The sequence below is a fragment of the Chondrinema litorale genome (genome assembly GCF_026250525.1).
Classification (GTDB): Bacteria; Bacteroidota; Bacteroidia; order Cytophagales; family Flammeovirgaceae; genus Chondrinema; species Chondrinema litorale.
In genome coordinates this window covers 4,889,302-4,904,244 of sequence record NZ_CP111043.1, presented here as the reverse complement: position 1 = coordinate 4,904,244, position 14,943 = coordinate 4,889,302, and the positions used below count along the sequence as shown (strand labels likewise).

The 14,943-nt window shown below is 35.6% G+C and carries 14 protein-coding genes; 9 read left to right on the top strand and 5 right to left on the bottom strand.

What is annotated here, in order from left to right; all coding sequences use genetic code 11:
• Positions 1-99: 99 nt before the first annotated feature.
• Complete coding sequence (locus OQ292_RS20260) at positions 100-681, top strand: outer membrane beta-barrel protein (protein ID WP_284683965.1); 582 nt, start codon at positions 100-102, stop codon at positions 679-681.
• A 99-nt stretch (positions 682-780) separates the two neighbouring features.
• Here the strand turns inward: OQ292_RS20260 and eboE are convergent, their stop codons facing one another.
• The 4 genes from eboE to OQ292_RS20240 form a co-directional block, all read right to left on the bottom strand.
• A complete protein-coding gene (gene eboE, locus OQ292_RS20255) occupies positions 781-1,986 on the bottom strand; it encodes a metabolite traffic protein EboE (RefSeq protein ID WP_284683964.1) in 1,206 nt (401 codons plus the stop codon).
• Positions 1,987-2,051: 65 nt separating this feature from the next.
• Positions 2,052-3,254, bottom strand: a complete 1,203-nt coding sequence (locus OQ292_RS20250) for a 3-dehydroquinate synthase (RefSeq protein ID WP_284686029.1) — start codon at positions 3,252-3,254, stop codon at positions 2,052-2,054.
• Positions 3,255-3,565: 311 nt separating this feature from the next.
• Entirely contained in the window at positions 3,566-4,915 is a 1,350-nt protein-coding gene (locus tag OQ292_RS20245) for an ammonium transporter (protein ID WP_284683963.1), read from the bottom strand.
• Between the two features lie 284 nt (positions 4,916-5,199).
• The gene (locus OQ292_RS20240; protein ID WP_284683962.1) at positions 5,200-6,783 is read right to left on the bottom strand and encodes a peptide chain release factor 3; all 1,584 of its coding nucleotides are present in this window, start codon (positions 6,781-6,783) and stop codon (positions 5,200-5,202) included.
• Between the two features lie 250 nt (positions 6,784-7,033).
• Here OQ292_RS20240 and OQ292_RS20235 point away from each other — a divergent pair, with 250 nt between their 5' ends.
• From OQ292_RS20235 to OQ292_RS20200, 8 genes are all read left to right on the top strand, one after another.
• A complete protein-coding gene (locus OQ292_RS20235) occupies positions 7,034-7,960 on the top strand; it encodes a DUF4340 domain-containing protein (protein ID WP_284683961.1) in 927 nt (308 codons plus the stop codon).
• A 77-nt stretch (positions 7,961-8,037) separates the two neighbouring features.
• Complete coding sequence (locus OQ292_RS20230; RefSeq protein ID WP_284683960.1) at positions 8,038-8,781, top strand: hypothetical protein; 744 nt, start codon at positions 8,038-8,040, stop codon at positions 8,779-8,781.
• A gap of 232 nt (positions 8,782-9,013) precedes the next feature.
• Positions 9,014-9,901 carry a bifunctional 5,10-methylenetetrahydrofolate dehydrogenase/5,10-methenyltetrahydrofolate cyclohydrolase gene (locus tag OQ292_RS20225; protein ID WP_284683959.1) on the top strand — a complete coding sequence of 296 codons (888 nt, stop codon included), beginning with the start codon at positions 9,014-9,016 and terminating at the stop codon, positions 9,899-9,901.
• 9 nt (positions 9,902-9,910) lie between these two features.
• The gene (locus OQ292_RS20220; protein WP_284683958.1) at positions 9,911-10,546 is read left to right on the top strand and encodes a 7-carboxy-7-deazaguanine synthase QueE; all 636 of its coding nucleotides are present in this window, start codon (positions 9,911-9,913) and stop codon (positions 10,544-10,546) included.
• A 102-nt stretch (positions 10,547-10,648) separates the two neighbouring features.
• A complete protein-coding gene (locus tag OQ292_RS20215) occupies positions 10,649-11,386 on the top strand; it encodes a VIT1/CCC1 transporter family protein (RefSeq protein WP_284683957.1) in 738 nt (245 codons plus the stop codon).
• 83 nt (positions 11,387-11,469) lie between these two features.
• Positions 11,470-12,210 carry a (Fe-S)-binding protein gene (locus tag OQ292_RS20210; protein ID WP_284683956.1) on the top strand — a complete coding sequence of 247 codons (741 nt, stop codon included), beginning with the start codon at positions 11,470-11,472 and terminating at the stop codon, positions 12,208-12,210.
• Between the two features lie 60 nt (positions 12,211-12,270).
• Positions 12,271-13,638, top strand: a complete 1,368-nt coding sequence (locus OQ292_RS20205) for a LutB/LldF family L-lactate oxidation iron-sulfur protein (protein ID WP_284683955.1) — start codon at positions 12,271-12,273, stop codon at positions 13,636-13,638.
• Positions 13,639-13,674: 36 nt separating this feature from the next.
• Positions 13,675-14,259, top strand: a complete 585-nt coding sequence (locus tag OQ292_RS20200) for a LutC/YkgG family protein (protein WP_284683954.1) — start codon at positions 13,675-13,677, stop codon at positions 14,257-14,259.
• On the opposite strand, the gene OQ292_RS20195 is transcribed toward OQ292_RS20200, so the two are convergent.
• Positions 14,260-14,913 (bottom strand): ABC transporter ATP-binding protein, encoded by a 654-nt coding sequence (locus tag OQ292_RS20195; RefSeq protein WP_284683953.1) that lies wholly within the window; start codon positions 14,911-14,913, stop codon positions 14,260-14,262.
• Positions 14,914-14,943: the final 30 nt, after the last annotated feature.

Genomic DNA, 14,943 nt, shown 5'->3' with positions numbered 1-14,943 from the left:
TTAACATCTGTTGAGAATTTTGAGATGTAACTTTTGCAAACATAATTAATACTTCTCCGTAAAATGGCTTAACAATATTTTTTCAGAAAATAGAAAATTATGAAAAAAATAACATTCATTGTTTTAGGTCTATTATTTTCAAATTACGCTTTTTGCCAGCTGGTTATAAATCCACAAGTTGGATTAACCGCATCATCCTTAACTACCGACCCCGAAGGAACTGAAGCTACAGGTCGAATAGGATATACTTTTGGAGGAAGCGTCCGAATGGGAGATAAAATTTACTTTAACCCTGGAATATTCTGGGTAAAATCAACTAACGAATTAACTAGCAAAAGCGAATTTGGAGACACTAGCTTTGGCGAGATTAAAGATAATGCAACTATAAATATGCTCCACATTCCTGCGCAAGTAGGTGTTAAACTGATTGATACAGACCCATTTGCATTAAGAATTGCGGGTGGTCCATCATTATCTTGGGTTACAAGTGTAAAAGACAATGCATTTGGCTACACGAAAGATGTGTATAATGATAAAATCTGGGGAGCAAAGTTCGGAGTTGGTGTGGATATTCTCTTCCTAACAGCCGATCTTAGTTACGAACTTGGGATGACAGACCTTTATAAATTCTCTGATGCCAAAAACAACATTTTGAGTTTAACAGCAGGTATTAAATTCTAATACAAAGCTGAGAAGATAACAATATCTCCGTGTACAATTCAATTCTTTTGAAAAACCTGCCAATGCAATTGGCAGGTTTTCTTTTTATATCATTATCAATCAGAATTGGCTTTTTACCCATTCTAATTCTCTCACAATCGATTCATCAATATCTTTCTGAAATCTTTCTGGTAATACTTCCCAAGTATAGGTTTCAATTTCTAAATGATTAACTCCTTGTTTTTCTTGAACGAACTTGAGTGTTTTTTCAATTTCAGATCGGGTAGATTTTAGTAAATCATAGTCATCAGAAAAGAGCGGAACGTGAAAATGGATTCTCCATTCTTTTTCTTCTCCTTCTTTATAATTCTCTAATGCTTTATTTAAATCACGATATTGTACTAGTTCATTCTGGTTATTTTGTTCAATAACCTGATGCAAATAAGTAGACTCTTCGAAGTTTTTGAGTACATCTAATACTTCTTTATTTGCTGTAGTATCTTTAGTAAATGCTGCTTTTAATGCTGCACTAATCTGAATTTTGCCAATCTTTATTTTGGCTTTTTCCATAGCTGCAAATACCTCAGCAGGTTCTTCGAATGCAATGGCATAGTGGCAAACATCATAACAGAGTTGAATGTGTTCTCTGATTATCTCTTCACATTCTTGTTTCGGCAAACCTAATTCTTTAGCTAGAAATTCACTTCCCTTAGGAATTAACCAATTATCAAAATAAGCAATTACTTCGGGTGTGTTTTCTAGTACACCATCTGGTTCTGGCTCCAAATCCAGATGCATACTTTTACCAGTTTGCTTCTTTATATTGTATAGGTGTAAAGCAATTTTAGCATAGTTTAAAGTTGCTTCTTCATATACTTTATCGAGTGATTTGTGCCAATATTTATAGGAGAGAGGAGAAGTTGAAATTCCACCTTCTTTTAAATCTGCTGGCAATAACTCATTTAGAATATTGAATAGGCGAGTTGTATAATTTAGTCTATCTTTTGTTGTCCAGTCGGGTGTGTGCACATCATCTTTTACCACTGTTCTATGGAAAGAACCATATGGAAAACCATTCATAGTAAATACATACAAATCGTTTTCAGTTAGCCAGCTTTTGAACTCTTCAAAATGATTTCCTTCTAATAATTCTTTACTGGCTTTGTCTGAAAGCCTTAAGCCAACACCAAATGGATCGTTTGGAGAAAATTGTTTTTTAACTGCTGGTAAATGACTTTGTAGTTGTGTGAAAGTTTCTTCCCAATCTTCTCCCGGATGAATATTAGTGCAGTATGTTAATTGGAAAGGTGTGTTATTTAGTTTCATAATTTAAAATGAGGTTAAAAAAAATGGCCAGTAAAACTGACCAAATAATTTTTTTCAAATTGCTATTATGCGAGTGAATAGATTGCTTCTAATTTTTTAACAGCTTCTTTAATTAATGCATCATCCATTTCGTGTACTTCAACTCCTTTGCCTAATTTTTCTAGAAGCATAATTGTTAATTCTCCTCCCAAATGTTCCTGAAACTCTTTTAAACCTTTTATTATTTTTAGCTCTCCATCTGCATCAGTTTCTGATATTACCGGATGAAAAAGTTTAAATCCTAATGCTGTAAAAAGGTCGGTTACCTCTTTGCACTCGCTTTCAGTAATACGACCTTGTAAGTAAGAGTAGGTTACATCTAAAGAAATACCAATTGCTACAGCTTCGCCATGTCTTATTTCGTAGTTACTTAATTGTTCCATTTTATGTGCAGCCCAGTGACCAAAATCCAATGGTCTTGACGAACCCATTTCGAATGGATCTCCACCAGCTATGTGGTCCATATGCATTTCAGCACAACGGAAGATTAAATCTTCCATACTTGGCATATCTCTTTTTGCTAGCTTAGCTGCATCTTTCTGTATACTTCTAAAAAAGCTTTCGTCTTTTATTAATGCTACTTTTACAGCTTCAGAAATTCCAGAACGCCAGTCTCTTTCTTCAAGCGTTGTAAGAAAAGCTGAATCGTTAAATACTGCTTTTGGTGGGGCAAAAGAGCCAAGATAATTTTTCTTTCCAAATGAGTTAATCCCATTTTTTACACCAATGCCTGAATCATTTTGAGATAAAACAGTGGTAGGTATTCTAATATGTCTGATGCCTCTGTGAGAAATTGCTGTAGCAAAACCTGCCATATCTAATACAGCGCCACCTCCGATAGCCGCTATATAAGAGTGGCGGTCTATCTTGAAAGTATCAGTAGCTTTTAAAATATTATCAAGGTGTGTTCTATCATTTTTAGAATCTTCGCCTCCGGCTACAATTAATGGCTCACCTAAAAGTACAAGATCATTAGAATAGTGACTAAAATAACTTGAGATTTCATTAACTAATTCTGGATGTGCTAATGAAACACCTTCGTCTAATACAAAATAAACTCTAGCAGCTTTGTTAAACTGTTTAAAATAGTCTACGAAGCTAGTATTTGATATTTGAAATAGCTTTTCGGTAAAAATGACTTTATAATCAAATTGAACTTTAAAGCTTTGGTTAATCTCTTTCATTCTTAGTGTGCTTGCTAATTTTTTAAATTCAAAGTTACAACATATAACATTAGCAAAATGTATCTGTTCCCTAAATGGAAATTGAATATACCTGAAAAGTATTTAATTAATACTGAGTAGGTCTAAATAAATCTTAATATAGAAGTTGTTTAAAGCTTATTTCTTTAGGCTGCAAATTTGTTTTGAGAGTAAATACTTCGTTAATTTTTCAGCCCGTAGCTAGGGCTTCGAACTTCTAAATTGCTTCGTCTTAGCTTCCAATCCTTCATTTTCGCAATAAAACAAAACTTTAGACAGCTTCAAACTAAAAAAGCCGACTGATTAAGCCGGCTTTATATATTTAAATAACTTTTATCTTATTCATCAAAAATGATGGTATAACCTCTGATACCATGTTCGTGACTATCTAGACCTTCTTTTTCGTGCTCTGCTGTTACTCTCAATCCCATAGTTTTATCAACTACAAAGAAGATAACTAGTGCAGAAATAAATGCAGCAGCACCACAAGTTAGTACTCCAACAAGTTGAATAATAAACTGATCCATACTTGCCATTTTACCGAAGATACCTACAGCGAGGGTTCCAAAAATACCACATACTAAGTGTACAGAAACTGCACCCACACAGTCATCAAGTTTTAACTTATCCATTCCTACAGCAGCAACTACTACTAGCATTCCGCTAATTAACCCTATAACTAATGCATCGATATAGCTCATTTGATCGGCACCTGCTGTAATACCTACTAAACCAGCAAGTATTCCATTTAGAGACATACCAAGATCTAATCTTTTGAATACTATATATCCCATAATACTTCCACCAATTGCACCAGTTGCAGCAGCAAGAGAAGTAGTTACAAGTACTAATGATACAGCAGCAGGATCAGCAGAAAGTACAGAACCACCATTGAATCCGAACCAACCTAACCATAATAAGAATACACCAATAACAGCTAAAGGCACACTAGAACCAGGAAAGTCATTTATTTTTCCATCAACATATTTACCTATACGAGGGCCTAAAATAATTACACCTGCTAAAGCTCCCCAGCCACCCACTGAGTGTACTAAAGTAGAACCAGCGAAATCGTAGAAACCATAATCATCTAAAGCGCCACCGCCCCATTTCCAACTTCCGATGATAGGGTAAACAAGACCTACGAAGAAAACAGTGAATATAAAGTAACCTGATATTTTAATTCTTTCAGCAACTGCCCCAGATACGATTGTAGCAGCTGTAGCAGCAAACATACCTTGAAATAAGAAGTCTGTCCAGTAAGTATAACCAGCATTGTAGCTTAAATCAAGGCTGCCATCTACCATTGGAGCAGGTAAACCAAAACCAGCAAATGCAAACCATCCTGGAGTTTCGAAACCTGGATACATTAGGTTAAATCCAAAAATTGCATAAGTAATTAATCCTATAGCTGGAGTAAGTGTATTTTTATAAAGAATATTTACAGTGTTTTTTGCTTGAGTAAAACCAGCTTCAACACCTGCGAAACCTAAGTGCATAATAAAAACCAATGCAGTAGATATCATCATCCAGATGTTATTAGCTAAAAGTGATAGCGCATCAACTTGTGCAGCAACATCAACAGCATTTGTACCGGTAGTATCTAATGTGGTTATTGAAGTATTGTTTGCAAGTAGGCTAAGGTTTGCTCCCGCATCGAGCAGTAAACCTGTAGAGATTAAGTTCATAAAAAATTTAATTAAGATTTAAAGATTGCAATGCAGTTAGTTTATTTTATTTAAAAATTAAATAAAAATTCGTGGATAGTAAGTCCGTATAGATCGCATGTGGGATGTTAATTGGTTTTTCAAATATAAAGTTAAAAAGCTGAATTATTAAAAAATCTATTAAAATTAGCTTAATATTTTGACTAAATGATAAGCAATTTAAGCTTTGTAAGAAAGTATTAAAATGCGAAAACTGCCCGAAAAAGGCAGCTTTCTACTAGAGTCTTATCAATTCTTAATCATTATTAGTCAAATTCAGAAGTATAGTGGAATTTGATATCTGGAAAGTTCTGTTGTTCCATTCTAATTTCGTATTCTGAAGTAGTAAGAAACACTCTTCTCTTGTATTTATCTTCAGCAATTAATCTTACTCTGTAATTATCAAAGTTTGCCAATTGCTCTTTGTTGTCACTGGTAAACCAACACGCTTTGTGCAAATTAATTGGTTCCCAACGGCAAGAAGCATTGTATTCGTGCTTTAATCTATGCTGAATTACATCGAACTGTAGTGCACCAACAGTCCCAATAATTTTTCTGCCATTTCTTAAATTCACAAATAGCTGAGCCACACCTTCGTCCATCAACTGGTCGATACCTTTGTTAAGCTGTTTGGCTTTCATAGGGTCAGCGTTTTCTATGTATTTAAACTGCTCAGGAGAGAAACTAGGAATACCCTTAAATTTTAGCGATTCACCTTCAGAGAGTGCGTCACCGATTTTAAAGTTTCCAGAATCGTGTAGACCTACAATATCTCCAGGAAAAGCTTCATCTACAATTTCTTTTTTAGAAGCCATAAACGAAGTAGGGTTGGAGAATTTTAATGCTCTGCCCAATCTAATATGTTGGTAGTTTTTATTTCTTTCAAACTTACCAGAGCATATTTTTACAAAAGCAATTCTATTTCTATGTTTAGGATCAATATTGGCGTGTATTTTAAATACAAATCCTGTAAAGTTTTCTTCGTAAGGGCTAATTTCTCTTTCTTCTGTTTCAGAATTTGTTGGAGAAGGTGCAACCTCCACAAAACAGTCTAGTAATTCTTTAACACCAAAGTTGTTAATGGCACTACCAAAAAATACTGGGGTTAAAAGTCCTTCTAAATACTCTTCTCTATTAAATTCAGGGTAGATTTCGGTAACCATTTCTACTTCTTCTCTCAACGTTTTGGCAGCACGTGCTCCTACGTATTCTTCTAGCAACGGATCGCTCAGATCTGTAAATTCGAGACTTTCTTCTTCTGATTGCTTACCATGCGCTCTAAAGAGCATTAGTTTTTTCTCGTAGATGTTATAAACACCTTGAAACTCATTACCCATACCAATTGGCCAACTGAGAGGCATTACTGACAGACCAAGTTTTTGTTCGATTTCGTCCATCAAATCAAAAGCATCTTTACCAACACGGTCTAGTTTGTTGATGAATACGATTATTGGTGTATCTCTCATTTTACAAACCTTTACCAATTTCTCGGTTTGTATCTCCACACCTTTAGCTACGTCGATTACTACAATTACACTATCTACTGCAGTAAGTGTTCTAAAGGTATCTTCGGCAAAATCTTGGTGACCGGGTGTATCCAGAATATTTACTTTTAGGTCTTTGTAGTCAAAACCCATTACAGATGTAGCAACAGAAATACCTCTTTGCTTTTCTATCTCCATAAAATCGGAGGTGGCTGTTTTTTTTATCTTGTTAGATTTTACAGCTCCTGCTACCTGAATAGCGCCACCAAAAAGAAGTAATTTTTCTGTTAAAGTTGTTTTACCGGCATCAGGGTGACTTATAATAGCAAATGTCCTTCTGCGATCTATCTCTTCTTTGAATTTCATAAATCAAGTTTTTATTGCTGCAGGGCCTGAATGAAACTGAACTGTAAATGGTTTATAGGTATGGCCAAGCAAAATTTAGTTTGCAAAGATATACTTTGTCACAGAATTGCTGAAATTTTACACCTTTTTCGAGCGTTATGTAATTTTTTAGCTATTAACCTACAGTAATTTACAAACTTTATACTTGTTTTGTGTGTCTTTTTACTTGCGTAAAGCAGCAAACAACAGTTTGAGACATAATTTTTTTATTATGACTTCTAAAATCAAGTTATTAGTAGTTCTGAACATCGTATTACTATCAGCCGTACTTTTTTCACTAAGCAGTACAAATAAATCATCAACTCTTTCTGTAAAACAAGGTAGTTTTACTTTAACAGATACATTAGGAATCAACCGAATTGAGGTTGGAGAAAATGTGTTAGTTAAAACAGGACCTAGTCGTTGGAGAGTAAATGATAATTATGATGTTCAGCCTTCTCGTTTACAATCTCTTCTTGCCGTATTAGGGCGAATGGAAATAAAAAGACCAGTTTCCGAAGCCAGTTTGGATACAGTAAAAAGTTTAATTGATAATAAATCAATTGATGTAAAGATTTATCGAGACAATGAAATTGTAACCCAGTATGAGCTTTCTGGTAGTGGAGATGAAACCTATGCCAGAACATCTTCAGGTAATATCCCTTACATAGTTTACATTCCTGGTTATTTTGTAAATATTTATGAGCTATTCAATATTGATGAAAATGAATGGCGAGATAAGCGAGTGTTATATACCACTTGGCGAACTTTACAATCTTTGGATATTAACTATATAGGTGATCCTAAAAATCGCTTAACGGTTAGTTTCGATTCTGCTTTTTATAAAGTAGAAGGAATTAATAAGTTAGATTCTGCAAAATTGTACACTTACATACAGCAATATCAAGACTTTGAAGTAGATGATTATGTAGATGATAATGAGAATTTAAAAAATAGTCTGAGCGAAACGCAACCTTTCTGCGTAGTGTCTCTGAATGATCTATATGAGAGCAGAAACGATCAGCTAACTATCTACCCAAATGATAGTACAGTGTATGGGATTTCAGAGAAAACCGGAGAAATTGTTCAAATGAACAGAGGCATGTTAAGAAATTTTTTGGTTAGCCGCGAAGAGTTCAGAAGGTCTGAGATACAATAATTGATGTGTTCTGCTTCATTAAGATAGAAAATTCCGTAAGGTATTTTACAATTGAAACTATTTTAATTTTTACTAAAATGAAGCAAACTTTTTTAAAAATTTCATTATTTCTACTTTCAATAAGCTTTCTCCAGTCGTGTATAGATGATGCAGATATTGGCGATACTGGTAATGATCCTAATTTTATCTTCGCCTATACTTTTGGCGGTGGTCAAAACGATTGGGTAGATGGTATTACAGAATATCCTTTGTACTTAGAGGATTCGCTACAATACACTGTAGAAATGGCTGAAGTGCCAAGTGCAATTACTACAGAAGATTCTCTATTAAGAGTAAGTTTTGTAGATTCTGTTGGAGAAGCTTTCACATTTTTAAAAATACAAGTTGGTGAACTAAGTCCTTCTACTGTTTTTGATGTTGAGTTGGAGATAGAACTAGCCGCAGAAAATATGGATGCTGCTGGTACTACTTACGATGATGACATGGAAGTACATGTGAAAGCAGGTGTTTTTGAAAATGAACCAACTATTATCGATGCAGACGATTCTGAATTTGGCTATGAAACCAAGGTGTTGGATATAGACAAAGGCAACAATAAAGACGCTGGTGATGATATGGTATTTTTAGGAACATTAGGGATGCCAGAACCTCGTGCAACTACAGCATTAGCTAGAGGAAATAACAGCGGGAACTTTTTGAGAGCTACTACTGATGCAGGTGGAAATATGTGGCTTCTAATCGGTATCGATTCTGAAACCAAAATGCATCAGGCTTACTATTACAGTAAAATTACAGTTTTTTACTACGAAGTAGCTCAATAATTACCAGCCTTTACTAAATAGAACATATTTAAATTACACATATACAAAACTTTTGAATGCTATTGGCAGAGAATTAATCTTTGTCAATAGCATTTTTCATTTTTAAATAAATCTACAGTTAGCGTTTTTTTAGCTAGAAAATTAACACTCTTTACATAATTTCATCAGTCAAAAGCCAATCTTAAAATTCAAAGTTCTAACTTTGCACCTTAATTTTAAAAACAGATATTTCATGCAGTTGATAGATGGAAAAAAGACAGCCGCTACCATTCGAGAGCAAATCGCTGTTGATGTAAAAGAACTCTTAAATAAAGGTGGAAAGGCACCACATCTAGTAGCAGTAATTGTTGGTAATGATGGAGCCAGCCATACATATGTAAATGGTAAAATAAAAGCTTGCGAATTAGCCGGTTTCAAGTCTGGCTTAGTTCAATTTGATGCTGATGTTACTGAAGAAAAATTGCTTCAGACTGTGAAAGAGCTTAACGAAGATGACGAAGTAGATGGTTTTATCGTGCAGCTCCCTTTGCCAGACCATATAGACGAAAAGAAAGTAACTGAAGCCATTAATCCAGATAAAGATGTAGACGGTTTCCACCCAACTAATATTGGTAGAATGGTGTTAGGTTTACCAACATTTTTACCAGCAACACCTTTTGGTATTTTGCAATTGCTAGAGCACTATAATATTGAAACTTCAGGCAAGCATTGTGTAGTAGTTGGTAGAAGCCATATCGTAGGAACTCCAATGACATTGTTAATGTCTAGAAAGGGCAATCCTGGTAACTGTACAGTTACAATGGCACATAGCAGAACTAAAGACTTAAAAGAGGAAACGCTTCGTGCTGATATCTTGATTGCTGCTTTGGGTAAGCCTGGTTTTATCACAAAAGACATGGTAAAAGAAGGTGCTGTAGTTATAGATGTAGGAACAACCAGAGTTGCAGATGCAACTAAAAAGAGAGGTTATGCTGTTAAGGGTGATGTATTGTTTGATGAAGTAGCTGAAAAATGTAGCTTTATTACTCCAGTTCCAGGTGGAGTTGGACCAATGACAATCGTATCTTTGTTAAAAAATACGCTGATCTCTGCTCAAAGAAGACAGGGTTTAGAAAGTTAAAATAATATTATGAAACAATTTCAGGAACAGCAGGTACTTGAAAAACAGTCGACACTCCCAGTAATGGAAGTATTTTATACCATACAGGGAGAGGGGGCTTATAGCGGACATGCAGCCTATTTTATCCGATTAGGAGGATGCGATGTAGGTTGTTTTTGGTGTGATGTAAAAGAATCGTGGGATGAAGAGAAGCATCCGCAAATGGCTGTGAATGATATTGTTGAAGAAGCAAAAAAACACCCAGCCAGATTGGCTGTAATTACCGGAGGTGAGCCCTTGATGCACGATTTATCAGAGCTCACCTCTCAATTAAAATCTGCTGGATTTAGAACTCATATTGAAACCTCTGGCGCTCATCCATTATCTGGGCAACTAGATTGGATAACACTTTCGCCCAAAAAGTTTAAAAAGGCACTTCCAGAAATTATTCCTCAGGCAAACGAGCTTAAAGTAGTTATTTACAACAAATCGGATTTTAAGTGGGCAGAGCAATATGCCGATCAGGTAAATGACTCTTGTCTGTTATTGTTACAACCTGAGTGGGATAAAGAGAAAGAAATGCTCCCTCAAATTATTGAGTACGTTAAAGAAAAACCACATTGGAAGGTCTCTTTACAAACTCATAAATACATGAATATTCCCTAATTTAGAAAGGTTAAATTTAAGATTCTTTAGTCTCATATTTGTTTTTTATCTCTGTTTTCATCCGTATTTTTAAGTGTTAGATAAACAATTCTTTCAACACAAATGGATGTAAAACCTGAAGACAAGCTACATAATGGTGGTGTATTTCTCGAAAAGTATCAGGAGTACATTGGTGAGTTTGTTTATGGCGGAATTGATGGAAGCGTAACTACTTTTGCTGTAGTTGCTGGCGCAGCAGGAGCAGGTTTAGACGCATCTATTGCCATAATTTTAGGAATGGCCAACCTCATTGCTGATGGCTTTTCTATGTCTGTCGGCAGTTACCTTTCTAACAAATCTGAAATAGCGAATTACGAAAAACATCGAAAGATAGAATATTGGGAAGTCGAGAACATCCCAGAAATGGAAAAACAGGAGATAAGAGACATTTACAGAGAGAAAGGTTTTGACGGTGAGCTCTTAGAGCAAGTGGTAGATGTTATTACCTCAAACAAAGATCGATGGGTAGATGTAATGATGAAAGATGAGTTGGAAATGTTTCCGAGTTCTAAGCCACCTCTCAATATGGCTTTAGTAACTTTTATCGCTTTTAACCTTGTCGGCTTTATTCCACTTTCGGTTTATTTTAGTGCATATTTTTTTGCTTATCCACAAAGTCATATTTTTCTCATTTCCTGCATTTTAACAAGTATAGCCTTTGTTTTTATCGGAATACTGAAAGCAAAAGTTACGAATACCAATATGCTGAAAGCAATTTCCGAAACGGTACTTTTAGGAGGTATAGCGGCTATTTTAGCTTATTTTGTAGGGGATGTGCTAGAGCGATTATTATCTGCTTAAGTATGCCTTCGGTCATCTGATTTTTTGGACTAGCAATTAATTTTTTGAAGCCATAAACAATTAGCTTAACAAAGCGATTAAATATGAAAGTTGCCTTATTTATACCCTGCTATGTAGACCAGTTTTACCCGAAGGTCGGGATAGCAACACTAGAATTATTAGAGAAATTAGGAGTTGAAGTTGATTTTCCATTAGATCAAACTTGTTGTGGCCAACCCATGGCCAATTCAGGTTGTGAGACAGATGGTAATGGAGCTGCTAATTTGTTTGTAGAAAACTTTAAAGATTATGATTATATAGTTGGGCCAACGGGTAGTTGTGTGTTGCATGTGCGAGAGCATTTCAATAAGATACAGCAAACTGAAGAAGTGAAAAAAGTGCGAGCGAAAACTTATGAGTTGTGTGAATTTTTGGTGGATGTTTTAAAAGTTGAACATATAGAAGCCGAGTTTCCTCATAAAGTAGGTTTACATTTGAGTTGCCATGGTTTAAGAGGAATGCGCTTGGGACAATCATCAGAAATTGTTGGTCAAGATTTTTCTAAGATGCGAGGTTTGCTCGAAAAAGTAAAAGGCATCGAACTGATTGAATTAGATAGAAAAGATGAGTGTTGTGGTTTTGGGGGCACATTCGCAGTAACAGAAGAAGCGGTGTCGGTGAAAATGGGAAAAGATAGAGTTGCCGATCATGTAAGGCATGGGGCAGAGGTTTTAACAGGGGGAGATATGTCTTGCTTAATGCATCTAGGTGGAATTATTAGCAGAAAAGATCAGCCTCTTAAAATAATGCACATTGCTGAAATTTTGAATGGAGTAACTTTATAGTTTGGCTTGGTAAGAAGAATTTAAGATTACAATAACAGATAAATGATAAACTGATTCAGTATGGACCACCCCTCAGCGGCAGCGATTTTTAATAAGGATGAAGCGCGTACAGACTGGCACGATAAAGCCCTTTGGTATGTAAGATCAAAAAGAGACCTATCGGCAAAATCAATTCCCGAATGGGAGCAACTTAGGCAGATTGCTTCAGCCATTAAAGCGCATGCACTTTCTAACCTCGATAATTATCTGATAGAGTTTGAAGAGAATGCCAAGAAAAACGGGATTACAGTCCACTGGGCACAAGATGGAAAAGAGCATAATGAAATTGTTCATTCAATTCTGCAAGCTAAAGAGGTTAAGAAACTGGTAAAAAGTAAGTCTATGCTTACTGAAGAGTGTCATCTCAATCCATACTTAGAAGAAAAGGGGATAGAAGTAATAGATACAGACTTGGGGGAACGTATTGTACAGCTTTCTAAAGAACCGCCAAGTCATATTGTGATGCCAGCTATTCACAAAAAGAAAGAAGATATTGGGCAATTATTCCACGAAAAACTAGGGACAGAAGCAGGAGCAAGTGATCCTCAATATCTGGCTGAAGCCGCTCGCCAACATTTAAGGCAAAATTTTTTAACGGCAGATGCTTCTCTAACAGGAGTGAATTTCGCTATTGCAGAAACTGGTGGAGTTGTAGTTTGTACCAATGAAGGAAATGCAGACTTAGGAGTTAGTTTGGCTCCAATTCACATTGCTTCGATGGGTATTGAAAAATTAATTCCGAAAGCGGCTCATTTAGGTGTGTTTCTGCGCTTACTCGCTAGAAGTGCAACAGGTCAGCCAATAACGAGTTTTAGTTCGCATTTCCATGGTCCTAAACCGGGTAGTGAGATGCACATTATTATTGTAGATAATGGTAGAACAGAACAATTAGGTAGAGACGATTTTAGAAAGTCTTTAAACTGTATCCGCTGTGGTGCTTGTATGAATACTTGCCCGGTTTACAGAAGGAGTGGAGGACACAGTTACGGATATACAGTTCCGGGGCCAATTGGCTCAATTTTATCACCGGGAAAAGACTTAAAGAAATATAGCACACTTCCATTTGCTTCTACATTATGTGGTTCTTGTAGTGATGTTTGCCCTGTGAAAATTGATATCCATACTCAATTATATAAATGGAGGCAGATAATTGCCAAAGAACATGAATTGCCTTGGTCTAAAAGGCAAGCAATGAAAGTAGCAGGTTATATGTTTTCACATCCTAATATGTATAGAACTGCAGGTAAAGCAGGAAGAACCATGCTAAAAGTAACTCCAAAAACATTGGTAAACGGCCCTTGGAATGTTTGGGGTAAATCAAGAGACTTACCACCACCACCAAAAGAAAGCTTTAGAGATTGGTACTTAAAAAATAGAGTGAAGAAGTAAGCTTTTTTTGAAACAATTATAATTATAAAATCAACAATGAGTAGCAGGTCGAAAATATTAGATGCCATTAAAAAGAATAAACCTCAGTTAAGTCCACTTCCAGAGATACCTGAGTTTGATAATTCAACTGTAGATAAAGTTGCCTTTTTAAAAGAGGTAATGTCTATTATTGGTGGAGTGTTAGAAGAAATTAAAGATATGGATGCTTTACCTTCAGCAGTAGAAGCAGCCTATCCAAACAAAAAAGTAATTGGTGCTAATATTGAAAATTTTCCTTTAACAACGCTTGATATAAATTCAATTGAAGATCCCCATGATTTAAAAGACCTAGATTTAATTGTATTAAAAGGGGAATTTGTAGTAGCAGAAAATGGTGCTGTTTGGATAAGCGAGAAAGACCTTGTGCACCGAGCAAATGCCTATATTACACAACATATGGCGTTGGTAGTAAACAGGGAAGACTTAATTTGGAACATGCATCAGGCTTATAAAAGATTTGAATTAGACAGGCCGGGCTATGGTGTATTTATTTCAGGTCCTTCTAAAACGGCAGATATTGAGCAGTCATTAGTGATCGGTGCACATGGTTCCAGAAGTATGACACTGTTTCTTGTTGGTTAATTAAACTTTAATCATACCATCTTTAATTTCTATTAGTCTGTCAGCCATTTGTGCAAAACCTTTGTTATGGGTAACAATTACAAAGGTTTGTTCTAGTTCTTCTCTCAGTTTAAAGAATAACTCGTGGAGTTCATCTGCATTGGCAGAGTCTAGGTTTCCACTTGGTTCATCTGCAAAAATAATAGCAGGGTTATTAATTAATGCTCTGGCAACAGATGCCCTTTGCTGTTCACCACCAGACATTTCTGAAGGTTTATGATTCTTTCTATGGTCGATCCTTAACAACTGCATTAGTTCATTTGCCCTTTTTTCTACCTCTACAACATTCTTTTGAGCAATCATACCGGGCATACAAATGTTTTCAAAAGCTGAAAACTCTGGTAGAAGATTATGAAACTGGAAAACAAAACCTATTTCTTCGTTTCTGAATTTAGAAAGTGAATTTCCATTTAATGTGTTGATGAGGGTGTTATTCATGAAAAGTTGGCCTTCATCTGGTTTATCTAAAGTGCCAAGAATATGAAGTAGGGTACTTTTGCCTGCTCCCGAGGCACCAACAATCGAAATAATTTCTCCTTTTTTCACTTCTAGGCTGATGCCCTTTAATACTTCTAGACTACCGTATTTTTTCTTAATATTTTCAGCTTTTAACATATAATATCAGGTTGCTTCCTCACAAAAAGG

Coding starts and splice junctions, on each gene's coding strand:
- OQ292_RS20260 (WP_284683965.1), top strand. CDS start 100: ATGAAAAAAATAACATTCATTGTTTTAGGTCTATTATTTTCAAATTAC.
- OQ292_RS20245 (WP_284683963.1), bottom strand. CDS start 4,915: ATGAACTTAATCTCTACAGGTTTACTGCTCGATGCGGGAGCAAACCTT.
- OQ292_RS20210 (WP_284683956.1), top strand. CDS start 11,470: ATGAAAGTTGCCTTATTTATACCCTGCTATGTAGACCAGTTTTACCCG.
- OQ292_RS20240 (WP_284683962.1), bottom strand. CDS start 6,783: ATGAAATTCAAAGAAGAGATAGATCGCAGAAGGACATTTGCTATTATA.
- OQ292_RS20220 (WP_284683958.1), top strand. CDS start 9,911: ATGAAACAATTTCAGGAACAGCAGGTACTTGAAAAACAGTCGACACTC.
- OQ292_RS20215 (WP_284683957.1), top strand. CDS start 10,649: ATGGATGTAAAACCTGAAGACAAGCTACATAATGGTGGTGTATTTCTC.
- OQ292_RS20205 (WP_284683955.1), top strand. CDS start 12,271: ATGGACCACCCCTCAGCGGCAGCGATTTTTAATAAGGATGAAGCGCGT.
- eboE (WP_284683964.1), bottom strand. CDS start 1,986: ATGAAACTAAATAACACACCTTTCCAATTAACATACTGCACTAATATT.
- OQ292_RS20200 (WP_284683954.1), top strand. CDS start 13,675: ATGAGTAGCAGGTCGAAAATATTAGATGCCATTAAAAAGAATAAACCT.
- OQ292_RS20195 (WP_284683953.1), bottom strand. CDS start 14,913: ATGTTAAAAGCTGAAAATATTAAGAAAAAATACGGTAGTCTAGAAGTA.
- OQ292_RS20235 (WP_284683961.1), top strand. CDS start 7,034: ATGACTTCTAAAATCAAGTTATTAGTAGTTCTGAACATCGTATTACTA.
- OQ292_RS20230 (WP_284683960.1), top strand. CDS start 8,038: ATGAAGCAAACTTTTTTAAAAATTTCATTATTTCTACTTTCAATAAGC.
- OQ292_RS20225 (WP_284683959.1), top strand. CDS start 9,014: ATGCAGTTGATAGATGGAAAAAAGACAGCCGCTACCATTCGAGAGCAA.